19 protein-coding genes are annotated in these 25,889 nt (G+C 39.9%); 3 read left to right on the top strand and 16 right to left on the bottom strand.

Translation table 11 applies throughout. From position 1 onward, the window contains the following. Positions 1–96 precede the first annotated feature (96 nt). Complete coding sequence (locus tag VPAR_RS01160; protein WP_004694002.1) at positions 97–1,137, top strand: YeiH family protein; 1,041 nt, start codon at positions 97–99, stop codon at positions 1,135–1,137. A 135-nt stretch (positions 1,138–1,272) separates the two neighbouring features. Further along, positions 1,273–1,887 carry a LysE/ArgO family amino acid transporter gene (locus VPAR_RS01155; protein WP_004694005.1) on the top strand — a complete coding sequence of 205 codons (615 nt, stop codon included), beginning with the start codon at positions 1,273–1,275 and terminating at the stop codon, positions 1,885–1,887. A 130-nt stretch (positions 1,888–2,017) separates the two neighbouring features. Here VPAR_RS01155 and VPAR_RS01150 read toward each other — a convergent pair whose 3' ends face one another. The 10 genes from VPAR_RS01150 to VPAR_RS01105 all read right to left on the bottom strand — a co-directional run bounded on the left by VPAR_RS01150 (position 2,018) and on the right by VPAR_RS01105 (position 14,872). After that, positions 2,018–2,902: a LysR family transcriptional regulator gene (locus VPAR_RS01150; protein ID WP_008603042.1), complete on the bottom strand. Its 885-nt coding sequence runs from the start codon at positions 2,900–2,902 to the stop codon at positions 2,018–2,020. 204 nt (positions 2,903–3,106) lie between these two features. After that, positions 3,107–4,303, bottom strand: coding sequence for an MFS transporter (locus tag VPAR_RS01145; RefSeq protein ID WP_012863819.1), 1,197 nt, complete (start codon positions 4,301–4,303; stop codon positions 3,107–3,109). A 291-nt stretch (positions 4,304–4,594) separates the two neighbouring features. After that, a complete protein-coding gene (locus VPAR_RS01140) occupies positions 4,595–5,200 on the bottom strand; it encodes a hypothetical protein (protein ID WP_012863818.1) in 606 nt (201 codons plus the stop codon). Positions 5,201–5,338: 138 nt separating this feature from the next. After that, positions 5,339–6,610: a putative porin gene (locus VPAR_RS01135; protein WP_012863817.1), complete on the bottom strand. Its 1,272-nt coding sequence runs from the start codon at positions 6,608–6,610 to the stop codon at positions 5,339–5,341. A 291-nt stretch (positions 6,611–6,901) separates the two neighbouring features. Next, the gene (locus VPAR_RS01130) at positions 6,902–7,504 is read right to left on the bottom strand and encodes a ferric reductase-like transmembrane domain-containing protein (protein ID WP_012863816.1); all 603 of its coding nucleotides are present in this window, start codon (positions 7,502–7,504) and stop codon (positions 6,902–6,904) included. Positions 7,505–7,828: 324 nt separating this feature from the next. Then, positions 7,829–8,500, bottom strand: coding sequence for a respiratory nitrate reductase subunit gamma (gene narI, locus VPAR_RS01125; protein ID WP_004694017.1), 672 nt, complete (start codon positions 8,498–8,500; stop codon positions 7,829–7,831). Next, positions 8,497–9,021: a nitrate reductase molybdenum cofactor assembly chaperone gene (gene narJ, locus VPAR_RS01120; RefSeq protein WP_004697895.1), complete on the bottom strand. Its 525-nt coding sequence runs from the start codon at positions 9,019–9,021 to the stop codon at positions 8,497–8,499. The genes narI and narJ overlap by 4 nt, the downstream gene beginning before the upstream one ends. Continuing rightward, positions 9,014–10,447 (bottom strand): nitrate reductase subunit beta, encoded by a 1,434-nt coding sequence (gene narH, locus VPAR_RS01115; RefSeq protein ID WP_012863815.1) that lies wholly within the window; start codon positions 10,445–10,447, stop codon positions 9,014–9,016. Before narH ends, narJ begins: the two co-directional genes overlap by 8 nt. Beyond that, a complete protein-coding gene (locus tag VPAR_RS01110; RefSeq protein ID WP_012863814.1) occupies positions 10,437–14,114 on the bottom strand; it encodes a nitrate reductase subunit alpha in 3,678 nt (1,225 codons plus the stop codon). Before VPAR_RS01110 ends, narH begins: the two co-directional genes overlap by 11 nt. A gap of 71 nt (positions 14,115–14,185) precedes the next feature. Next, entirely contained in the window at positions 14,186–14,872 is a 687-nt protein-coding gene (locus tag VPAR_RS01105) for a Crp/Fnr family transcriptional regulator (RefSeq protein WP_012863813.1), read from the bottom strand. 361 nt (positions 14,873–15,233) lie between these two features. Here VPAR_RS01105 and VPAR_RS01100 point away from each other — a divergent pair, with 361 nt between their 5' ends. Then, complete coding sequence (locus tag VPAR_RS01100) at positions 15,234–16,571, top strand: MFS transporter (protein WP_012863812.1); 1,338 nt, start codon at positions 15,234–15,236, stop codon at positions 16,569–16,571. A gap of 311 nt (positions 16,572–16,882) precedes the next feature. On the opposite strand, the gene hemQ is transcribed toward VPAR_RS01100, so the two are convergent. The 6 genes from hemQ to VPAR_RS01070 form a co-directional block, all read right to left on the bottom strand. Continuing rightward, positions 16,883–17,614: a hydrogen peroxide-dependent heme synthase gene (gene hemQ / locus VPAR_RS01095; protein WP_012863811.1), complete on the bottom strand. Its 732-nt coding sequence runs from the start codon at positions 17,612–17,614 to the stop codon at positions 16,883–16,885. Between the two features lie 228 nt (positions 17,615–17,842). After that, on the bottom strand, positions 17,843–19,459 hold the full coding sequence (gene hemG, locus VPAR_RS01090; protein WP_012863810.1) for a protoporphyrinogen oxidase: 1,617 nt from the start codon (positions 19,457–19,459) through the stop codon (positions 17,843–17,845). After that, on the bottom strand, positions 19,456–20,355 hold the full coding sequence (hemH, locus tag VPAR_RS01085; RefSeq protein ID WP_012863809.1) for a ferrochelatase: 900 nt from the start codon (positions 20,353–20,355) through the stop codon (positions 19,456–19,458). The genes hemG and hemH overlap by 4 nt, the downstream gene beginning before the upstream one ends. 4 nt (positions 20,356–20,359) lie before the next feature. After that, positions 20,360–21,403: a uroporphyrinogen decarboxylase gene (hemE, locus tag VPAR_RS01080; RefSeq protein WP_042466668.1), complete on the bottom strand. Its 1,044-nt coding sequence runs from the start codon at positions 21,401–21,403 to the stop codon at positions 20,360–20,362. 196 nt (positions 21,404–21,599) lie between these two features. Beyond that, positions 21,600–24,482: an ATP-binding protein gene (locus tag VPAR_RS01075; protein ID WP_012863807.1), complete on the bottom strand. Its 2,883-nt coding sequence runs from the start codon at positions 24,480–24,482 to the stop codon at positions 21,600–21,602. Further along, positions 24,472–25,743: a metallophosphoesterase family protein gene (locus tag VPAR_RS01070; protein WP_012863806.1), complete on the bottom strand. Its 1,272-nt coding sequence runs from the start codon at positions 25,741–25,743 to the stop codon at positions 24,472–24,474. The genes VPAR_RS01075 and VPAR_RS01070 overlap by 11 nt, the downstream gene beginning before the upstream one ends. Positions 25,744–25,889: the final 146 nt, after the last annotated feature.

Below are 25,889 nucleotides of genomic sequence, written 5' to 3'. Positions count from 1 at the left end.
AAAACCCTTCCTATGGTACTATTAACACTATAGAAAGCAAACGCCACATGATACCGCATATGACGTGAACTGTATGTACAGTAAGGAGGTTTTATAATGGGTATCAATCAAAAAACGTTGCCAGGCATTTTGCTCTGTGCCATTCTCGCTATTCCTTGTTGGCTACTAGGACAGCAATTTCATCTAGTAGGTAGTCCAATCTTTGCCATCATTTTAGGTATAATTATTGGTTCTATCTTTACCTCTTGGAAACGGGAAAAAACAGGTGCTGGCATTGGATTTACATCCAAAAAGATTTTACAGTGGGCCGTTATTTTGTTGGGCTTTGGTCTTAACATTACACAGATTCTACATGTAGGTTGGATTTCTTTACCTGTCATCATTTCTACCATCGCTACATCGTTAATCGTATCCTATGTTATTTATCGATTAACCCATATTGACTCTAACTCAGCTGTTCTCATCGGTGTTGGTTCATCCATTTGTGGTGGTTCCGCTATTGCTGCAGCGGCACCAGTTATTAAAGCAGAGGATCATGATATTGCACAAGCAATCTCTGTTGTATTCTTCTTCAATGTGGTAGCCGCCTTCGTATTCCCTCAATTAGGCGACGCCATTGGGCTCTCTAACATGGGCTTTGGATTGTTCGCTGGTACTGCAGTTAACGATACTTCTTCTGTAACAGCAACAGCTGCTGTATGGGATAGTATGAAAGGTACGGGCACTCAAGTTTTGGAATATGCTACTATCGTAAAGCTAACACGTACCCTAGCTATTATTCCTATATGTTTAGGCCTCGCTAGTTATCAAGTATACAAAGCCAAGAAAAATGCCTCTCAGACAGATGGTGCAAACGTTAGTATTGCTAAGATTTTCCCAAGATTTGTTTTATACTTTGTACTTTGCTCCCTTATTACAACAGCATTATCCTATGCTAATGTAGATATTCAATTCTTGAGTATCTTCAAAACAATTTCCAAATACTTTATTACAATGGCCATGGTAGCAATCGGCCTTAATACAAATATTGTAAAATTATTAAAATCCGGCGGCTCTGCCCTAGCCTTAGGCGCTTGTTGCTGGATTGCTATCTCCGCCGTAAGCCTTATGGCACAACATATGATAGGTTTATGGTAGAAAATATACATATATTGTATATTATGTTATAATTATATATGAATAGAATAGTAAGGACCCCTCCAGTAATGGAGGGGTTTCGTGCTACTATTCACCTTATTAGTACTTTATCATACCATAGTCAGGAGGGTTAATATGTACTTCTTACAAGGACTTCTTGTCGGTCTCGCTACGTTTGCCCCTGTTGGCATGCAAAACCTCTTCATTATTAATACGGCCTTGGTGCAACCTGTCCGTCGCATTATATTGACGCTAATCATACTAGCGTTTTTTGACATGAGTTTAAGTGCTGCCGCCTTCTATGGTATTGGTGCCGTTCTTGAAATGTGGCCACTCACAAAGCTCATAGTTCTCCTCTTTGGGGGCCTCCTCATTGTTTATATGGGCTTTAATATATTTAAAACTGAACCAGACATGCGCAATGTGGACACACATATTCCAATTAGAAAAATTATTGTCTCAGCCATTGCGGTATCATGGGGCAATCCTCAAGCCATTCTAGATGCGACAATGATGCTCGGTGCTTTTCAAGCTAATATTCCAAAAGAAAGCATCTACCACTTCTTCGCTGGTTTCTTAGTTATGACACCTATTTGGTTTGGTTCTCTAGCTACTACAATGCATCTACTAGCTAAAAAAATTAAAATTACTCATATGGCATGGATTAACCGTTTCTGTGGTTCGGTTCTCGTCATTTATGGTATCAAATTATGTATTGATGGCTTCATGATGTTAAGAGACTTTTTGTGAGGTTATACAAAGAAAAGTCTAAATCACTAATACCATCATAACTATATAAGAAAAATACAAATAGATGATGTACAGAAAAAGAAAAAAGTCGTTAGCAAGTTGCTAACGGCTTTTTCATTTATAATCTCATTTATAATTCTTCAAGTACTTGCCGGAACATATCTCTAAGAGCTACAATATACGAATTATTTTGATTTCGTTGCGATATAAAGTAGTAGTGGCGTTCCATAGGTTTACTATGATTCGTCAATACCTTACGTTCAATACCTGGCATAGGATCTGTTAAGTATTTAAAACAATCTAATAGTAATAGCCCTTGCTGCCCTGCAACCAAGTATCGTGCTTCTTCTAACGTGCGAGCATAAGCGAAAGCACCATTATAACCTATAGCTTTGCGATAATGTTCCTCTTCAGACAAGGTATATTTCCCGCGACACAATAAAATAAGTGGTAAATCATCGATATGCTTTAGTTCTACACAATCTTCATTAGTATATCCTTGTGGTACCTCTATAAATGTAGTGGCTTTATCAATTAAATGACTTTCAAAATCATCAGATAAAATTTGCCATTGATCATTAAATACTACATCTACACGACGATCACTAAGCATGCCATATAGCTCTTCATGGCTGCCGCTGTACATACGAATATCTAAATTTTTATAACGCTTTGCCATGCGAATCACAGTTTGCTGCATAGCAATCCCACTATAACGGTTCAAATAGCCAATGCGCAAACTCACCCGTGCATCTGTACCAATGCGCGTCGTTTCTACCTTAATATCATGGAACCGTTCTAATAGCTTCTTACCAGATCGATATAAATATTGTCCTGCTGGTGTTAGATGAAAACTTCGTTTCTCTCGAACCATTAATTCAACACCAAGGCTATTTTCAAGAGCTTTGATTTGCTGAGATATAGCAGATTGAGATACATATTGCTCTGTTGCAGCTTGTGTAAAACTATTATTATCTACTACACATACAAAATACTCTAATTGTTTTAATAACATAACGATGCACTCTCATCTCTCTTACGGATTAGACAAATCAATACCTTTGAAACATTTCGCAACATATAACCCCATATCGGAGTTTGCTATACGTTTTCTCTACATAGTATCTTACATAGAATCTATAGTATCTATCGATCCTCTACATAATACTAAATATATTTAACTATGTCTAAAACGGTGAAAGCAGATCAGCTATGATGATTAACTTTCACTAGGAATAACTAAACTACGATAAATAAACAGCGCCGCTACAAAGAATATAGCTGCTGTAGACCAAAAGACCGCCCCATACCCAAAGGCGCGAGCAATCATACCACTAAGGACAGGCCCCAATACATTTCCCATCATGGCTACACTGGACACCGCACCAAATACGATACCTCGGCGCTCAATAGGAACGGCCTTGGATATGAGCGTATTGGCAATCGGTGTAATAAAGCCCATGAAGAATCCTGCAATGGCACGGAATATGCCAAGGCCCCATATACTAGGCATTATATATTGAAGTATAAACAAAGTCCCTACAGCCCATGTAGCAGTAAAAACAATACGAGGCATGGTTAAACGTTCTGTTATCTTGCCAATGGAGATTGAGGCTAAAGCACTAAACAAACCGGCTCCAAAGATAATTATACCAACAATAGTGGCTACAAACTCATCATTCATATGCATATAGTGCTTAATGTATAGTGGTAAAATGGGGCCAATGCCGGTAATACCAAAATTACATAGAAACAATAGCCCTACCAAGAGGCGAACACGAGGTATGACCAAAAAGGATTTAATTAGAGACAGCTGCGACTCTCTAGCATCTACCTTATGCTCAAACTGTAGATTAGGCATGAATAGATAAATCCCCAACATACAAAGCCCTGTTAAGGCTGAGAACATAACAAATGGAGCGCGATAACCTAATAAGTCCGCCGCCAAACCACCCATGAGTGGTCCAAAAACGAGACCCATAACCATGGAGGCTTGATATAAACCCATTGCCCAAGGTACCTTATCCTCAGGGGTTATAAGAATAATAATAGCCAAGCCTATCGGAACATATCCCCCCACCACGCCTTGCAAGATGCGTAACATCAATAACTGCCATGGTGTTTGTGTAAAAGCACAGGCACCGACCGTAACCATCAGGGTAAACAAGATGAACATCATTACCTTACGTGGACCAAGCTGATTTGCCTTACGCGACCAATAGGGAGCACTAAGAGCCACCATACAAGGCGTTACACCAGATACAAGACCTGCCCACATGGCCGCTTCTCCTGGATCATGAAGACCTAGCTCAGCTAAAAATAACGGAAGGAAGGATAATACACCGATAATTGTTATACCCCCACCAACCTGTATAGTACAGATTAGGTATATAATTCGTTTCCAAGAAGAATCCATAATATCCTTCTTTCCTATTTGAAATTACCTATAAAGGTAGTAATATACATATCGATATGAGCTAAAGTATACTATAATACAAAAGAAATGTTTATAGAACAGATTTTTACTCTTACCTCAAAAGAATGCAATAGCATATATTTGCATAAATCCATAGAATATATACTTATGATTCTATTGTATCTCAAACGACAAAAAAAGACCATCGCTTATACCCATAAGGGCCAGAGATGGTCTCTTTTATCATGTGATTCCCCTACTTTTACTAAAGAAAGAGATGCCTACAATATATTATTTTTGTTTGAACATCCAATAAATATAGTAAATAACAAGCGCATAAGTTACTACGTCAAATACAGGCAAGAATGGTACCATTTTAGATAAACGGCCAAATCCATGAACATGGATATTTGCCGCAATAATGGCAATTAGATTCAAGCGATGAATCCAGATTGCTTTTTTACGGGATACAGATTTTGCCATATTGCCTACCCAAGGTGTTAAGTATAATACCGCAAAGATAAGAGCAATAAACATAGCCACAAGGGAGATATAACCGCCCCAGAAGCCTAAGAAGGATTTCAAAGCTTTCAAGAAGTATACATACCAGTGTGCACATACGAGAACAACACTAACAATACCTACGATGCGATGAACTTCAAACATTTCTTTTGGATTATATCGTTTGATAAACCATTTTGGTTTTGTTGCAATGTATGTTAATACAAGCCATGCCACATAAGGAATAAGTCCTAAGTGAACCTTCCAGTTGCCGAATGGTCTACCACCTGTTACATAACCATATTCCACCATACCCATAAATATTAGGGATAAAACTGCAATCCAAATTAAAATATGGTATTTACTCTTAAACTGTTTTTTTACAACTTCTGCCATAATAAACCTCTCTACGTCCTATACGATCTACAAGTATACATCTAGTTTGGCCTAATGTAGCATGCTAATAAAACACTCTCACCCTATAGCATTCTACTTAGAACTAATTACTGATTAAATTAGAATCCAATTATTACATTAGAATTTGAAGTTAAGATCCGCACGATAGTAATCATTTACGCGATTGCCTTCTTGTGTTTTAGCATTGAAACCGTAGTATGCATTAATGCCAATATTTTTCTCTGGTGCATAAGATGCGCCCAACTCCCACGCCTTATAACCTTCAAAACGCGTTGTTTTTTGTAAATCATTAGATTCGTATTTTTGTGTTTTGAAAATCGGTGCATTTTTAGCTTGATCGTAGTAATCTAAGCCTACTGCCCAAGAATTCTTTTTATCAATTTTGTAGTTTCCCCATTTAGCGCCTACATTCCAAATATCAGAATCACTCAAGCCAGATGCTTTAACCCACTCACCGTGAACATCAAGTTTACCTACATTATATTTCGCATTGAAGCCATATACATTATCAAAATCATTATTTTTCTTGCCATTACCCATGCGTACATTCGCTGTGCCAACATGAGCAAGCATACCACCAAAGCTAAAGCGATCATTTACAGCCACATTAGTATTCACAATGCCCACATCACCGTTATTTTCCTTGGAAACCTTTGCAAAACGGCCTGCTGTCATATAACCATAGCCACCGTTTAATGTCACTTTTTTACCAAGCTTAGCTGTAGCACCAACACCATCAAAGTTGGAGTTATAAATGAGACCACCGCCAAATTTTTGAGTATAGCGCCCCGCATCGACCACAACATTTTTACCGAACTTGTGCTCTACGTATGCCAAATCCCAATTAGCTTGTGCCTCTTTAGAGCTATCACCTAGCTCAATAGAACCTGTAGTAATACGCGCTTTAACAGAGGTATTTTTATTAACCTTTGCATCGAGACCTAGACGTACACGAGCTGTGATCTTATCTTCGTAATCATAACCATCGCCACCCTCTTTGCCGATGTAGTTGATACGAGCATCACCAGTAACTTTTACATTGCCTACGCGGTCTTCCAATTTAGCTACACGCACACCAAGTGTATTCAATTCATTGGAAAATTCATCAGCCAAGCGATTTAACATAGCTTGTTGTTCCGCATTTGCACGATCTTGATTAGCCATGCCTTTCGCAATCATTTGAGCCATTTCATAACGCGTAATATTATTTTGCCCTTTGAAAGTACCATCAGGATATCCATTGATAATACCAGCTGTAGCCAATTGATCTACTGCTTGATAAGCCCAGCTATCAGAAGGGACATCGGAAAATGGGTTAACAGCAAAAGCTGTAGCCACACCCATCATGGCAGCCACTGCAAAAGCACTGGTCATTTTACGTTTAATCATACTAAACCTCACACAATAAAATAACAGAAATAAAAATAACAAGAATAAAAATGAACAGACAATGAATTTACGAACCTAATTATCATTATCATGTTTAACATACAGATAATAACAATTTTCATTATATGAGTAAAGAGAAAATGTATATCAATCTCACAATCATTTATGACTCAAACTGATAATATCCTATGTTAATATCCTATGTTAATATCCTATGTTAATTTACTAGAAACTATAAATGTAACGAAAAATCCCTTCTGCATGATACAGAAGGGATTCTAATAATTCATATTATTTCTTTTTAAACATCAAGTAAATGCAGTAAAGAACGAGACCGTATGTAATAATATCAAACACTTGTAAGAATGGCACCATTTTAGAAATACGATTAAAACCATGAATATGGATATCTGCAGCAACAAGTGCTACAAGATTTAATCGATGTAACCAAATACCTACATTACGACCAGATGGTGTAACCTTTCTAAGTTTTGGAGTTAAGAACGCAAGGCCAGAGATTGTAGCAATACCAAAGGAGGTAAGAGCCACATATCCGCCCCACCAACCAAGGATGGATTTAGCCGCTTTACCAAAATAGAGATATAAATGGAATGCAATAACAGCTACCGTGGCAATACCTAATGCACGGTGTACCTTATACATGTCACCTAAGTTATAGCGGCTTGTAAACCATTTAGGGCGAGTCGCTAAATAGGTCATGACGATCCATACACACCATGGCACAAGACCCGTATACACTTTATAGTTACCAAAGGCACGACCACCGGCCATGTAGCCCCACTCTAATAAACCGATCATAACTAAGGAGAAAATAGCAATCCATACAAAGATATGGTAAATACTTTTTTTCTGTTTTGTTTCAACTTGATTCATCATATACCTCTCGAAAATAATACCTAAAAAATTCAATCTATACGATATAGTTTATCATTTAAATCGAATTTTGTAGATTACTTATATTAGATACGTAGTATATATTATAAGAATAATTCTAAATTAAAATGCCTATTATAGTAATTCTAAGTTTATTACAATGAATAAATTTTTTCTCTACAGAGAATACATTGTAATCTACTAATACAGAATCGGTAAATAAAAAGCCCCTCATAGTTGTGAGCATATGCTTTCACCACTACAAGGGGCCATAGATTAATGAATCCTATTATATATAGGCATACAAATTAATCATCATCCTAATTATTTTTGATCCCGTTTACGATATACGATGAACGGACGTGTTAAATAGTTGAGTGGAACACTCAAGCAGTGTACCAAACGGCTGAATGGGAAGATAATAGCAACCACCATCCATGCCAACATATGGAATTTAAACATGAATGGTACACCTTCCATCAAGGATGGATCCGGCATAAAGGATAGTAAGCTACGGAACCATGGACCGATGGATACACGGTAATCAAAGAAGCCAGATGCATTAAGTAATGTACCGGCCATACCACTAAAGATAGCCAATGTTAAAAATAAATATAGCCATTTATCAAAGCCAGATGTATTTACTTTCATAGCAGGTACAGTAAAGCGGCGTTTCATCAAGAGCAAGAAACCAACGATAAAGATGATACCCGCTACAGCACCCATATACAATGCACCTTCATGGTACATATGGTCATTAATACCCATAGCTGCAGTCCAAGTTTTAGGTACTAATACACCTACTACGTGACCGCCGATAACGCATAGCAAACCAAAGTGGAACAATGGATTGGCAATACGTAATTGTTTTTTCTCTAAAAATTCACTTGATTTTGTAGTCCAGTTTCTTTCAAAGTAGAAGAAACGAACAAGTGTGCCTACGATTAAGAAGGTAAACGCAATATATGGCAAAGCGCCCCATAAAAATAGATTCATCGTGCACCGTCCTCCAATCCATTTGCAACCGACAATATGATATCAAATAAGAATGCATAGGTCAGTTTTGCTTCGATCAATCGATCCCTAATATATTCTAGCTTTGGTTTACAATAATCATATACTTCACGAGCCTTTTCAGGTTCGATAACTGCACATAACTCTAAAATAGCTGGAATATAGTCAGGCATCTCCTTTGGTAAATCATAGCCATTTTCTAGGAAGAAGGCTTTATATTTAACGAGTTCCTCTGCTTGTTCCCCTGTACCTTGCAATTCGTAAGTTGATAAGTACATCGTTGTATTACGACTGAAGTCAAAGATACGTACGTATTGGTCTTCAAAGGCCTTACGATCCGTTTCTTCAATGTAATCAAAGAACTCTAACAATCCTTGGCGAAGTTGAGGATGCTCAACAGAGCGAGTATCCTCTTTCCATTCACCAAGTTCATTGTACCAAGATTCATCTGGATACCGAAGCAAAAAAGAAGCAATGAGAGCTATTTTTTGTGCATCATCCATTATGGCAACCCCCTGTCGGGCATGCAAAACCACGATTGTGTTGCATTTCTAAGCGACCTTCGCGAGATACATTAACATCAGATGGGATAACAAAACGATCATTATATTTAGACAAGGCTAACAATTTGTACATAGCATACATTTGCTCTTCTGTAAGATCTACTTCATGAGCGATTGCTTCATCACCTGTTTCACGGCGACGCATGTATTCACGCATATCGAGAATGCGTTGTAATACACGAGCTAAAATATCTGTATTACCAGCAGTAAACATATTAGCTAAGTATTGTACAGGCACGCGCATTTCATGTGCATCTGGCAAGTATACATCAGATGTAACACGTTGTAAAATTGGGCTGAGCGGTGGCACATACCAAACCATTGGCAATGTGCGATACTCTGGATGCAATGGCAATGCAACGCCCCATTCTTTTACAAGCTTGTAAACAGGAGATTTTTTAGCTGCTTTCAAGAATGCTTCAGAGATACCTGCTTCGCGAGCGGCTTTAATAACCTCTGGATCATTAGGGTCCAAGATTAAATCTACTGTATTTTGGTAGATGTCTTGTTCATCCTTCGTAGCTGCCATTTCTTGAACTTTGTCCATATCGTATAAGACTACACCAACATAGCGCATACGACCTACACATGTTTCAGCGCATATTTGAGGCAGACCATTTTCCAAACGAGGGTAACAGAATACACATTTTTCAGCTTTATTCGTTTCCCAGTTATAGAAGATTTTTTTGTATGGGCAAGATGGAACGCAATGTCTCCAACCGCGGCATACATCTTGAGAAACAAGTACAACACCATCTTCATCACGCTTGTAGATAGCACCGGATGGACATGCTGCTACACATGCAGGATTCAAACAGTGGTTACAAAGACGTGGTAAATAACGCATGAATACTTCTTCGTAGTCAAATACGATATCATCACCCATCTTAGCCAAGTTCACATCTTCCCGTGCATGATGACCACCAGCCAAATCATCATCCCAGTTAGGGCCCCATGTTACTTCCATTTTTTGCTTTGTTAACAAAGAACGAGGACGTGCTACAGGTTGATTATTTTTACGACCGGTATGAATTAATGTTTCATAATCGTATGTCCAAGGTTCAAAGTAATCCGTAATTTCTGGTTGTTCTGGATGATAGAACAACTTCATCAATCGAGAGCCTTTAGAGCCTGTGGAAAGCGCCAAATTACCGCTTTTATCGAGAGTCCAGCCACCCTTCCATTTCTCTTGGTTTTCCCAATTACGTGGGTAACCCACGCCAGGGCGGGTTTCCACGTTATTAAAGTACATATATTCCGCGCCTTCGCGGTTCGTCCATGTATTTTTACAAGTAATAGAGCATGTATGACAGCCTAAACACTTGTCCAAATTTAGGACCATGGATACTTGAGCTTTAATCTTCAAGCCAATCCACCTCCTTCAATTTACGAGCCACAATTGTCATATCACGTTGGTTACCAGTTGGGCCATAGTAGTTAAAGCCATAGCTCAATTGACCATAACCGCCGATCATGTGTGTCGGCTTCATGTGAATATGAGTTGGCGCATTGTGTGTACCACCGCGACGATCTTTCTTAACTTGCGTACCAGGAACGTTGATGTGACGGTCTTGGGAGTGATGCATATAAGAAATGCCACGAGGAATACGTGGAGATACAACTGCACGAGCTGCAACTACACCATTTTTATTGAAAGCTTCTACCCAGTCGTTATCTTTAACACCAATTTCTGCTGCATCATCTTCGTTAAGCCAAATTGTTTGGCCACCGCGGAATAATGTCAACATTTGTTGGCTATCAAAGTACATACTATGTGTAGACCACTTATTATGTGGAGTTAAGTATTTCAATGTAATTTCTGGAATACCTTCTTGTTTATAATCACCTTGTACTGGTTTATATGACAATACAGGTTTGTACACTGCCATAGCTTCGCCATAGTCGCGCATCATTTCATGATCACAATAGAACGATTGACGACCTGTTACAGTACGGAATGGTACCTTATCTTCTGTAGATGTTGTAAATGGGGAATAACGACGGTTTTTATCGTTCTTACCTGTACTTGTTACAGAGCTAATGATAAAGCGTGGTTGACGAACCATGTCATCGAAAGTAATCTTTTCTTGTTCGCGACCTTTTGCATTCTTTTCAAGCCCAGAAAGACCTGTTTTTTCTTCCATCGCTTTCCAAGAACGAACCGCTAATTTACCATTTGTACAAGAAGATAATGTTAATACAACATTACAAGCTTCCTTACATTCGTAAATGCTTGGACGGCCATGAGAAATGAAGTCTGGATTATCAATCGTACCATTTTGACCATACAATGTTTGATATTCGTCAGATACATCCCACGCCAAACCGTGAGCACCCATTTTATTTTCGATATTAGGTCCTAAAGCAATGTATTTTTCAAAGATCTGACTGTAATCGCGTTTTACATGAACGAGGTTCGGCATTGTTTTACCAGGGATTGGTTCACATTCGCCTTTACTCCAATCAAGAACTTTACCTTCTGGTTGCGCTACTTCGCCTGGGCTATCATGGCCAAGTGGGGTAGCTACAATATCTTCATATTCTGTAAAGCCAGATTCTTTTGCTACGCGAGATACTGTTTCTGCAAGGGTGCGGAATGTATCCCAGTCGGATTTAGTTTCCCATGCGCAATCAACAGCTGCTTGGAATACATGTACATATGGATGCATGTCCGTAGAAGACAAGTCCTCTTTTTCATACCATGTAGCTGCGGGGAACACGATATCAGAATATAAACCTGTAGACGCCATACGGAAGTCAATATCAATTAAGAGATCAAGCTTACCCGCACCATCTGCTTCACGCCATTTAATTTCTTCTGGACGTGTAGGAGCATCATCATCTTCCAATACGGCATTTTTTGTGCCTAATAAATGTTTCAAGAAGTATTCGTGGCCTTTAGAAGAAGAACCGATAAGGTTCGCACGCCATACAAACAAGTTACGTGGATGGTTTTCTTTAGCTGCTGGATCCTCTACACAGAATTGTAAATCTTTATTTTTCAAGGCTTGTGCCACATATTGGTTGATTTCCGCTTCTGTACTAGCACCGGCTGCACGAGCATCATTAATCAATTCTTGGCTACCTTTATTGAAAGTAGGATAGGATGGCAACCAACCTAAACGAGCTGCTAAGACGTTGTAATCCCCAGGATGACGATAGCGAGGTTTAGCCAATTTAGATACGCGGTCTGCCAAGTCGATGCAGTCAGAACGATATTGTTCTGTAGCAAAGTAGAACCAAGATGTACCATTTTGCAAACGAGGAGCCTTACTCCAGTCATTGGCAGTCATGATACCACCCCAACCTTCAACAGGACGAAGCTTTTCTTGACCTACGTAGTGGGCCCAACCACCGCCATTAACGCCTTCTGTACCACAGAACATGATAAGGTTCAAAATAGTACGGTAAATAACATCGGCATGGTACCAGTGGTTGATACCACCGCCCATGATAATCATGGAACGACCTTTCGTTTTTTCAGCATTATCTGCAAATTCACGTGCTGTAGCAATAGCAATGTCCGCTTTTACGCCAGTGATTTTTTCTTGCCATGTAGGTGTGTATGGAGTGTCATCAGTATAGCTTGTAGCCACTTCACCACCGATACCACGGTCAATACCGTAGTTAGCAAGAATGAGGTCATACACTGTAGTTACTTTCACAGGACCATCTGCAGTTTGTACCGTAATAGTAGGAATAGCACGTTCAATAACACCTTCGTGCTCTTCATCACCAAAGTACGGCAATTTAACAATCGTCACATCTTCCCGTTGATCAAACACGGATAAGCGAGGATCAATTTTAGCTCCTGTGTCGCGATTTTCAAGTCGTAAATTCCATTTTTGTGGGTTCGTGTGACGTTCACCCATTGTACCATTAGGTACAACGATTTCATTTGTTAATTCATCAATCAATACCATTTGGAAGTCAGCGCCTTCCTCTTGGCGACCTAAGTCCTTAGCATTCAAGAAACGGCCTGGTTGAACTGTGCCGTTGATATCTTCAACGCGTACAAGGAATGGCATATCTGTGAACTCTTTTGCATACTCTTTGAAGTATGGAGTTTCTTTGTCGATGTAATATTCTTTTAGGATAACGTGACCCATTGCCATTGCAAGAGCCGCATCGGTACCAGCTTTTACATTGAGCCATGCATCGGAAGAAGTTGTAGATTCCGCATAGTCAGGAGACACGGATACTACTTTAGTACCTTTATAACGAACCTCTGTCAAGAAGTGAGCATCTGGCGTACGGGTCAACGGTACGTTAGAACCCCACGTCATGATGTAACCAGCATTATACCAGTCACCAGATTCAGGTGTATCAGTTTGTTCACCCCAAACTTGAGGGCTGGAAGGTGGCAAATCGGCATACCAGTCATAGAAGGACAATGGTGTGCCACCCATCAAGTTAAGGAAACGAGCCCCTGCTGCATAGGACAACATGGACATCGCAGGAATTACAGAGAATCCTGCGTTGCGGTCAGGGCCATATGTTTTTGCTGTATATAGTAAGGATGCTGCAGTAATTTCTGTTGCTTCATCCCATGTGGAGCGCACAAAGCCACCCATACCACGGGCTGACTTATATTTTTTCGCTTTTTCAGGATCTTCTACGATAGATTTCCAAGCTTCGATTGGATTCTTAGCATGCTTCTTCGCTTCTCTCCAAAGCTCGACCAATTCGCCACGTACATAAGGATATTTTACGCGCAAAGGGCTATAAAGATACCAAGAGAATGTTGCACCACGAGGGCACCCACGTGGTTCATAATCTGGCATATCATCTGGTGTTTCAGGGTAGTCAATTGCTTGATTTTCCCAGGCTACAACACCGTTTTTGACATAAATATTCCAGCTACAAGAACCAGTACAGTTTACGCCATGCGTTGTGCGGACAACTTTATCGTAAGACCAACGGTCACGATAATAATTTTCCCATTCACGACCTCCATCTTCTGTGATTTGATGGCCGTTTGGAGATACTTCCTTCTTGCGAAGAAACTTAAACTTTTGAGACAACAAGCTCATCTCATGTCCTCCTTCAAAACTACAAAAAAATCCCTTGTGCTAGATGTGCTAACACAAGGGAGAAAATCCTGTTATTCGATATTACTAATATTAGGGTCAATACTATCAACCTCTAAATCAAGTAATCCGATTAAAGCGTCAAAATCACAGATTACTAGATGGTGTTTGTCATAGGCTACATAGCCTAACTTACGTAACTCACTTAACATGCGATTTAAACTTTCTCTTGATGTGGCAGCAAACTCAGCCAATTCTTGATTTGTTAGGGCAATATCAATAAAGATACCATCCTCGCGCTTTACACCATAACTATTGGCTAAGCGCAACAAGGTAGAATAGAATGCTCCCTTCTTGCCGTAAAGTAGCAAGTCCCGGTATTTTGCCTGTTGACGACGCATATGTAAAGTGTAGATTTTCATCATTGCAATAGCCAATGAATGGTCTTTTGCAATAGCCCCTTCCAACACATCATAGCGTATACAATAAACAGAGCAATCCTCCCGAGCAATGGCGTTGAACACATATGTTCTAGTGTTCTCCTCATACAACGGAACCTCACCAATTACATTATTCGGCCCTACTAAACGCAACGCAAAAATGTGCCCGCTAGCTTCGAACTTCTTAATGCTCATTCTACCTTTTACTACTACGTAAAAGTATTCTGCCTTGTCCCCCTCACGGAAGAGAAAATCACCTTTTTTAAGATGTAGTTCCTCACCCGGCAAAGCAAGCAATTGGTTAATTAATTTTTGATCCATACCATTATCACTCCACAGTACTTTTATAACAAAATCCATTAGTTATACTAATCTATTTATAGTAAAAGTACGTATACTATATACTTTTTCGTATATATATGATTATTATAACTTATTAATTTCAGAATATGTGTGTTTTACATCACATTCACAAAAAAAATTACACTATATAATATATCTGTGATGTAAGACATTGAAAAATATTAATGCTACAATAATTATAACGCAGTTTTGTAAGTAAATCGAATGCTTTCTATGGAAATTCTTTAGATTTTACTATTTATATATATATATATTATATATAATCTTATATATTTTTCTTGTCTACGTGTATAGTTGTTACAGTAAGGAGAAGTTCAAAATGAACGAACTAAAAATGCCTCAAGTAGGTGCAAGCCGCAGCGAAATCGTGGCTAATTGGCAACCGGAGAATCCGGAATTTTGGGAAAAGTTTGGCAAAAAAATTGCTAAACAAAACCTCGTTATATCCACTATTGCCTTAACACTTTCATTCTGTGTTTGGTACTTATGGGCAACCATTGCGGCTCAGCTAAATAGCGCTGGATTTAACTTTACTACTGATCAATTATTTACATTGGCTGCCTTACCAGGCCTAGTAGGTGCCACATTGCGATTTGTATACACATACATGCCAGCACTGTTAGGCGGTAAAAACTGGACATTTATTTCCACAATTATCTTATTAGTTCCTGTTGTGTGGCTCGGCTTTGCTGTACAAGATACAACAACTTCTTATGCGACATTTATGATTTTAACAGCCCTTATCGGTTTAGCAGGTGGCAACTTCTCATCCTCTATGGCATACATTGGTAACTTCTTCCCTAAATCTGAAAAAGGCACAGCTCTTGGTATCAACGGTGGCGTTGGTAATCTTGGCATTTCTGTAATCTACTTCCTAGCTCCATTTGCTATGGGATCTGCGGCTTTAGGTAGTGTATTTGGTGTAACGCCAACAATTATTAAGGGTAACGCAGTATATCTAGCTAATGCAGCTTTCATGTGGGTTGTACCTCTTGTTGTTATCCTTGCATTGATGACTCGCTTCATGGATAACCTACCTCTAGAAAAACCAAATCCTAAAAACCTCGTACAAATCTTTGGTAACAAGCACACATGGGCGTTAACATTGCTCTATACATGTTCTTTCGGTGCATTCTCTGGTTACGCAGCAGCACTTGGTCTATTAGTAGGCAAAGAATTCCCTGAAATTCCATTTGCTTCCATCGCATTTATAGGTCCACTCGTAGCAGGTGCCCTTCGTCCTGTGGGTGGTTGGTTAGCAGATAAAATCAATAGTGGTACAAAAGTTACCTTTATTAGTCTTATCGGCTTATGTGCATCTACCGCATTAATTGCAGTTGGTGTAGATATGCACAACTTCCCATTCTTCTTTGCAATGTCCGTATTAACCTTTGTATGCTGTGGTTTTGCTACCGGTGCAACATTCCGTATGATTCCACACGTATTTGGCAATCCATTGCTCTCCTCTTTAATTACAGGTTTCGTAGCCGCTGTAGCTTCATACGGTGCCTTCATTACACCTAAGATTTTTGGCTTTGTATATTCCATGTTCGGCAATATTCACCCAGCCTTTGCTGTATTACTTGCGTTCAACCTTGTAACTGTATCTGTGTGCTACTGGTTCTATGTGCGTAAAGGTGCAAATATGAACGTATAATTTTCTGGAACAGAAAATTATACGTTTACTGAACAGTACAACAAAATATAATTCACTTTTCTATACTAAGTGATAAAAGAAACCATGCATCTCTCCTCCATACTTATCAGGTCTGCGGCCTAGGGCCTTGATCTCGTAAGTCGGATCGATGCGGGGTTCTCTTTTATAAAAATATAGCCATTAATAAGATAATCGAATATAGTGAATTATATTTTACACAGTACAGTAAAAAGAATACAAAAATTTTTTGTTTAAAATTTTAGCCTTCATTTTAGAGGGAAAAAAAGGGACTGCAACGCAGTCCCTTTTTATTATCCAAAGATTTCTTCTAGTAGTGTATCATCGATGATGGTACCAACATAGAAGTCGCTGAAGATGCCGTATTTTGCACTGGCTACTTCGAAGCGCATATCGTATACGATTTTTTTGAATTGGATGTCGTCATTACTAAAGATGGTAATGCCCCATTCCCAGTCGTCTAGGCCACAGCCACCTGTAGTGAATTCAGATAAAACGTCTAAATATGTTTTACCAAGTTCGCCATGAGATTTCATTAATGCACCACGTTCTTGAGGTGGTAGCATGAACCAGTTATCATCACCTTCGCGTTTTTTAGACATATTATAGAAACAGATATATTTATCGCGAGGTACATGAGGATATAGTTTTTGGTTAACTTCCTCTGTATCGAGTTTAGCCTTAACATAGGTGCTTACTTCTGTTACAGATGTATAAGAGTATGTTTGTACTAATACGCTTGCAATGGCAAGACGGCGGAATTTACGTTCTACTTGAGCCAAGTATTCAAGGGATGGGCCGAGAATCCATAGAATTAAATCCCCTTTTGCTCCATTACAATCATAGAATGCATAGCTACCTTCTTTAGCTTGATGTTTAGCTTCAAGGTCAGCTAAGAATGCTTTTAATTCATTGCGCGCTGCTACTTTTTCATCCTCTGTAAAACAGTTCCATGCGCTGAAATCCATGGCGAATACCATGTGTTGGCTATGCCAACCTTCTACTGTAGGGATTGCTTTTCCCATTATGATCACTCCTATCTATGGTGATTATATCAAAATAATAATGTATATCTATAATTACGGAAATCAAAAGACTCCACTTACTATTATAGCATATGAGTCTTTTCAATTTAGTTTCTATTGAGATTTTTTATTAGTATATTCTTTAGTTAAGACTAAACTACTGCTTTTAGGCTAAGATAATCCTATGCCTCTTAATACTATACTAACTCTTTTAAGCAAGTCACTATCTTACTTGTCATTCACAAGTTTTTCTACGAGTTCTTTTGCTTGTTTTACACCATCAGGAATACCAATGCCATCAAATGGCGTACCGATGAGGTGTAAATTTGGATAATGTTCCGCCACATGTTCACGGACTGCTTTAATCCCTGCACGATGGCCTACATTATATTGCGGCATGCAGTGAATGAGACGATTGATACGTACCCATTCAGGTTTGACAGAAAAACCCATGATATGTTGAATTTCTTTAACTGCCAATTCTGAAAGTTCCTCTTCGCTGAGTCGTTCTACCACATCATTACCAGGCTTACCGATGAAGACGCGCAACACTACCTTATCATCAGGCGTAGTTTGTGGCCATTTTTGATTAAGAATGGTACACGCTGTGAGAGGTGTATTCGTGTTACGAGTAATGAGAAGACCTGATCCCTTTAAATCACCATCAAAGTTGCTTTTATCAAAAGACATGATAGCAATGGCGCAACTAGATTGCTCCATGGAACGCAAGAAATCAAAACCCGCATCATCCTTGAACCATTGAGTATATGTTGCCGGCGGCGTACTGATAATCACATGTTCTGCCGTAGATTGACAGCCACAAGAATCGTTACACGACTTCGCTACATCTATTGCATATACACCATCAACATACCGAATATCAGAAACTAGTGCACCTGTATACAACTGTACATTACTAGGCATGGCCTCAACGATAGCGGTAATAACGCTTTCAAGGCCGCCTGTCAATTGACGGAACATACCAGATTGAGCAGCAGTACCCTTTCTACTTTCCATATCCGCTTGCGCCTTTGCAGACTGATGATTAGAACTAGTCTTTGTCACATGGCTAGAGCCGTTTACACTATTACTAGCAGCACTATCTTGACTAGTCTTAGCTTCGTGACTTTCAAATTGACGGTCCGTCATGGTTCCTTTACCAGCTCGAGGCACATCACCTTCAGTAACAGCCCCTTTGGCGGCCTTAGAGACACCCGCTTTGGAGTGACTCATCTTAGCAGCCATCATACCTTTTACCATGTTTCCATATTTTTGTTCTACTTGAATAAAATGAGGGAATGTCGACAATAGGCTAATTTTATAAATATCGCCACCATAGATGCCAGCTAATAGGGGCTCGATGAGTTTATCCATCATTTCTTGTCCTAAGTGGTATTTGAAGAAATGACCAATGGATACATCCCCATTTTCATCGAGTTGGTATGGTTTCTTAAAATAATCTAGGCCAGCACGCAATTTACCAGGCCATGAAATGAGTGTTGCTTTCACAAAGGGCATCATTTCCGTAGGAATGCCCATGATGGAGCCGCCCGGAATTGGGTGGATAGAGCCCTTATCATATACAAAGGCTTGACCTGTTTCATTAGACACAAGGGTATCACCTAGTCCAAGATCATGCACGAGATCTGTCATTTCTGTTTTACGCCCCAAATAGGAGTCAGGACCGAGTTCCACTACGAAGTCATCCACACGTTGCGTTTGTATTTTCCCACCAAATCGTGGTGCTTGTTCGAAAAGAGTAATGGTCCATTCCGGCTTTGCATGGCCTAAATAATAAGCCGCTGTTAGCCCTGTTAAGCCACCGCCCACAATTGTTACATTCACGAATGAATCCTTTCTATTATTGCACTCGCCATTGCTTGTAAAAATGTTTCATTACAATTTGGCATGGGTGCACGCATATATGTTGCGCCCTTTGCTTCAACGAGTTCTTTACACTCCACATCATTATCGTACAGTACCTCAACGTGATTGCTTACAAATCCAAATGGTACAAAAGCAATGCGAGTAGCACCAGTTTGTAAAGCTTCATTGATTGCATCCTCTACGGTAGGTTCCAACCATTGGCCATGAGGAGCCGCACTTTGCCATGCCACAGTCCAGTTCGGTAATTTACAATATTCAGCAATCTCTTTAGCGCTTTCCTCTAAAGCCAACGCATACGAATCGCCATCATGATTATTGATAAGAGGTATACTGTGCGCACTAAAAATAACGAATACATCTTTAGCATTATGCACACACTTTGAAAGTGCTTTTACCCAGTATTCCTTAAAAGTTGGTTGATCCCACCATGAACGGATAAAGTCAAATGTCACATTATCATGGTTTGAAATGGCTGCTTGCACTTGTTTTTCATAAGCTCCAGTACCGAGAGCGGTGAAGAATGGAGCTGTTACAATAGCGATAATATGCTCCACTCCTTGCTGGACTAAGCAGTCAACCGCATCTGCAATGGATGGTTTCATGTGTAAAAAACCAATAGCCGAAGGCATAGTTGGCAACAGAGTAAGCAATGCTTTATATTGGCACTCTGCCATAGTTTGAAGCTCAATATTTTCCCATTGACCGATTGTATCATAACGCTTAGTGAGATTTGTAATCTCTGCTTCCGTTGGTACACGGCCACGACGAATGCTCGTCATATAGGGTACTAAATCATCCTTACTTAAAGGGCTACCATAAGACAGGAATAATAATCCTTTTTTTTCTACTTTCACTAATTTACCTCTCTTGAGTCCAAATCTTACGACTACGTTCATGCACATAGTCCGTTAGCCAATGGAGTTTTTGAGGATCTGCCTCTGGGAATACGCCATGACCTAAATTAAAGATATGGCGCCCATAGCGAACGCCGTCGAGCAAGATGCGATCCACTTCGCGGGCCAATGTTTTTTCGTCTCCGAACAAATACGCCGGATCTAAGTTACCTTGTACCGTTTGTGTTACGCCGCGCTCGTTTGCCATAACGATGGAACTACGCCAATCAAGGGCAATGACATCTAAAGGCAAGTGAGACCAAATAGACACCAAATGATCCGTACCAACACCATTCATGGCCATTGGCAAATGAGGATATTTAGCTTTCACAGTCTTTATGATTCGTTCCATATGAGGGTAAATTCCTTGTTTATACTGGTCTGCATTAACAGCACCTACCCAAGAGTCAAAGATTTGAAGTGCATTAGCACCCGCTTCGGCTTGCATGGACAAGTACGCAATGGACATGTCCGCCAGTTTTGTCATCAATGCATTCCACATATCTGGAGCACCGATGAGCATACCGCGAGTCTTATTGTAATTCTTTGTTGGGCCCCCTTCGATAAGGTAGGACGCAATAGTAAACGGTGCCCCGCAGAAACCAATGAGCGGCACGTCGAGCATACCAGAAGTTAATAATGTAATCGTTTTCGCAATATAATCTACCTTTGTAGGATCAAAGGTTTCTAATTTATCCACATCAGCCATAGAGCGGATAGGCGTGCTAAATACAGGCCCCACACCAGCCTTGAGCTCTACATTTACATTCATAGCCACCATGGGGCTCATAATATCTTTGTAGAGAATCGCCGCATCGACGCCATATTCCTTAACAGGTAATTCCGTAACGCGAGCACATAGCTCAGGCTCTTTTGTAATTTCAAATAATGTATATTTTTCTTTGATTTTGCGATATTCCGCTTGGCTACGGCCAGCTTGACGCATATACCACACAGGCGTTACACCTGGGTTCTTCCCCTGGATCATGTCCAAATAAGCTGTGTTCAAGTACTCAACCCCTTTCATTCTAAATGTATACTAACACACTATGGTAACCAAAACAGTTACTTTAGTTACAATCACTTACATTATTTATTCTTTAATAATCCCTAATAATCCCTGTGAAAGCATATGCCTCCACAGGGATTATTATTTCATTACCACTTTAATTTGACTGAGTCTTTAATTCAAGTCTGAAATTCATTTAGCTACGACTCAATCTATGGCAATCGATGCCCATAATAGATTGAGCCATATCATATACGGAGCGTTGACAAGTAAAAAGCCAAATCTGTTGATTTTTCCCAAGCTCAGCCAATAATTCTAAAGCACTACGCTGACGATTTTCGTCAAAGCGCACAAGAATATCGTCCAAGATAATCGGTAAGGACTCCACTTGATAAGAGAATACCTTAGCTAGGGCGAGTCGTAATGACAAGTACACTTGATCAGCTAAGCCACTAGACCAAAATTTAAGTTCTAGTCGTTCCCCATTATTGTTGATAAGTGCTACCCCTTTATTAATGCCTAGAATATCAAGCGTATACCTCTCACCAGTTAGTTTTTCAACATAAGAGGAGGCAAGCTCTAACATATGAGGTTGTTTTTCTTGTTCATACGATTGTTGAGCCTTATCCATACAATGGCTTATCAATACTTGTGTAGCCCAATCTTCTAGTGCAGACTCTAATTCACTTTGTAAAGCCTCTCGTTCTTGCAACATTTGGTGTTGCTCCTGGTCAGATCCAAGTGTACGCATTGCTTCAACGATTTGACCACGGCGCTCGTACAAGGTAGCCAATTTATCTTCAATAGAGGCTATTTCACGCTCAGAGTGAGCCAATTCATCTAACCAGTTATCTTTGTTGCCTTCTCGCAAACGACGATAGAACAGGTCTTTATTCTCCGCATCAGGAGCAAGTAAATCCAGCTGTACCTGACTTTGCTTGTAGATAGTTTGCCACTGTTTATATTGATCCTCATCGATAAGATGTTGACGATACTCGTTGGAACTTTCCATACCAGCTTTATGGAGCAGTTCTTTTTGACGAAGGAGTAGTTCTTTTTCCTTGCGGTGCCAATTATCGTATTCATTGCGGAAGCTTTTACGTTGTGCTTCCTTTTGTTCCCATACAATTTTATTTTGTTGAAAGTTCTTATATTGATTATAAATACGTTTTAATTCCGTAGGCGATACTGGTGACTCTATTCCAAGGTTATACCACAAAGCCATCGCTTGGTCTTCAATAATGCGTAGACCTTCTTTATGCTCCGCTAAACGCTTTTCATAGCCTTCTATAGTGCGTAGTTGCTCATGATATTGATCATATTCATGTTTGAGACCAAAGAAATCATCTTCATTGAGACTCTTAGCCGCCCCTCGGGGTAACCAGTTTTGCCATGCTGCGAGGGCTTCATCATAAATACCTTGTAAGGTATGCCCTTCCTGAATCCAACGCTCAAGATGTGCCTCTCCTTCTAAGGATGGTATAGGGCTCACTGTAGGTGTAGCAGCCTTGATCAAAGCCTCTAGCTGATGTTCTACATCAGATTTACGGGAAGATAAAATTTGTAACTCATAGTTTAATTTAGACACATCAGAGTTACCATTATAAAGCCTCCAGGTAGCATACCAGAATAGCCCCATAGATAGAATCAAGAAAATAAAACCACCTATAGTATATAATGCAGATTCAAGAACCAACAGGCCTGCTAATACTACCAATACAGCTATAACAGCACCTATACCACTAATGCGTTGTAGCCATTTTGGCAGAATTGTGGGCTGTGCGTCTGAACCATAACTATTCCGTCTAGCCTCTACTTGATCTATATCCATTAAGATACGATCTAATTCACGTTCTAAATATTCTTTTTTAGCTAATTCTTCTTCACTAAAGTTAGGTAAAGTTGCACCTTCAAGGTTCGCCGTCGGCACCTCATCGGTAGCCTCTGCAGGTTTGCGGTCTTGCCAATGTAAAAGTTGTTCTTTTGCGGTGCGCAAACGACTTGCCAAACGTTCTCCATCAAACCAATTGATGTCTTCTGCCATTGGCTCATCGTGACGCCACGCAGAATGTAAGGTGCGTGAAAACTCTAATTGTTCTCTAACCTTACGGATGTACGCATCGCCTTCTTCGCACTCACGGCGCAATTGCTCCCATTTAGCACCTTGTTGAATAAGGTCTTCAATATCTTGGCCGTAAGTTCCAAATGGGCTATCAGGACTAAAGTTGGCGGGCATCAATGCCGCTTCCTTTTCCTGCCATAATTGCATATTGTCACGAGCCCGTTTTATTTCTTCATCAAGACGTAGGAACTCATCACGACTCAAGGCGAGCTCACTATTATACTGCTGCATGTGCATACGCGCCTCTTCACTGCGACGATATGTATCCCACGCACGCAATACTACATCGATACCATCCCGATATTCCTTCCATTCTTTCAACTGATTTTGCAATTCCATTTCGGTTTGCTCCGTACTGTGAAAGACGGTTTGTAATTCCACATATTGCGCTTCATGCTCCGCCAACTGACTCAACTTTTGACGGTTTTCTTTAAGCTCATCCATCAATACATTGATGCGACGTTTACCATTCGAGGATGCTACAAGTAGGTCTGTAGCCCCTTTTTCAACATCCTTAACAGCTCCACCTAAGTGTTCTCCCCCTTCAGCGCCAAAGAATCGAGAACGAACCTCTACCTCTTGTAATACATCAAGGCCTTGTAGATCGTCTAATGTTAACGCAAATATGCGGTTATATGTTTTTTTATCGATGCCATGCCACCAATGTTGAGCCGGCTCTTCATGGATGGCAGGATGACCAGGGCTGTAAAAGTCTAACTGCTTACCCTTACGACCGATATAGTAACTTTCACCATTACGGTCCACATCAAGGGCCCCCGTCATAGGGCCATAAGCCTTATGAATATCGCCAAATAACAAGGTGCGCATCCCTTCGAGCAAGGATGTTTTACCACTTTCATTAGGGCCATACATGAGTTGAACCCCATTGTCACCCGTGATGAAAGACCAGTCGCGATACGGGCCAAATTCATCAAATCGTATGCGTTTAATGTTCATCATTAGCCCCCATCAATACAGTAACACCTTCAATTTCACAACGTTTCAAAGCTCGTGCCAATAATTCATCACTCAATAAATCGGCATATGCGCCTAAGCGCTTAAATTCAGGACGATCAGCCATGATTTGACGCGCAATCTGTATCGCATCTCCATCTACCATATCGTCATAAGCACGCAAGTAATCACCTACTACATCTGTTAATAAACGTCGTTCAACTAGATTAATACTAGGTCGTGTATTAGAAATAATACGGTAAGGCATAACGAATATAAATTTGCCTTTCTCTTCATTTTGAGACTCTTGCAACCATAGTTTTCGAATCCCCTCTTGCGTACATAGGCGATGTAGAGGTCCCGTTCCGGACAAAACGAGGGACAACAAGATGTTTTTCTTATGTTGCTTTCGCAAATTTTCTTTTTTACGCCGCAAAATCTCTAAGAAATCTGTTTCATTTTGCATGCCAGCAATATCGATTTTGATTTCCTCAAATCGAACAGCACAGGTGTCGATAAATCGCAAATCACAATGACCATTATGAGATACGGATACAAGATAACATCCCTTAGGTCCATGTTCTTTACGATGCAATCCTTGCGAATTACCCGCATAAACTACGAGAGGTTCCTCGCTAAGAACTTGAGATTTATGAATATGACCCAATGCCCAATAATCCATGGCAGCCTCTGTTAAATCAGTTAAGTTACAAGGTCCTGTTACATTATGATTTTCAGAGCCTACACTAGAACCTACAGTACTATGCATGACAGCAAGGGAAAACTCATCCCGTTCAAAAGCTCTGTATTGACGAGCATAGTTGTCGCTTTCATTACCATGACCACAACTAATGCCATATACGCCACCAATTTCTATATTATTAACGATGAGCGGGAAACGCTGTACCTGTTCGCTAGAAAATATATGGACATTATCTGGCATCTGCAGTTGCGCTCTCCAGCTTTCAGCAGGATCATGATTACCTTGTACCATATAAACATCAATACGATGCTCAGCCAAGCGATACATGGCGCGCACAAAACGGACTTGAGCCTCTAAATTATGGTCTTCGCTATTATAAATATCCCCAGCTATTACGACAGCATGCACATGTTCTGTAATAGCAGTATCAATAATTTTATCTAAGGCTACATAGGTTGCTTCACTTACGGCGCGATCAACAGCATTGCTAATACCTGTAGCATATTGAAAGGGTGCCCCTAAATGCAGATCACCACAATGTATAAATCGAAACGGCTGCATCTATATCCACTCCTCCATTAATATTTTTATTATAGTTATATATAGTAATTACAATAGTTTATTATACTACAAAACCTTAAAGATAAGTTAAAAATAACTATCATTTAGCATCAAAAAGATATAGTTAAACTAAACTTCTCTTAACT

It is taken from the genome of Veillonella parvula DSM 2008, from assembly GCF_000024945.1.
In the GTDB taxonomy this organism is placed as follows: Bacteria; Bacillota; Negativicutes; order Veillonellales; family Veillonellaceae; genus Veillonella; species Veillonella parvula.
This window is presented reverse-complemented; position numbering and strand designations above follow the sequence as displayed.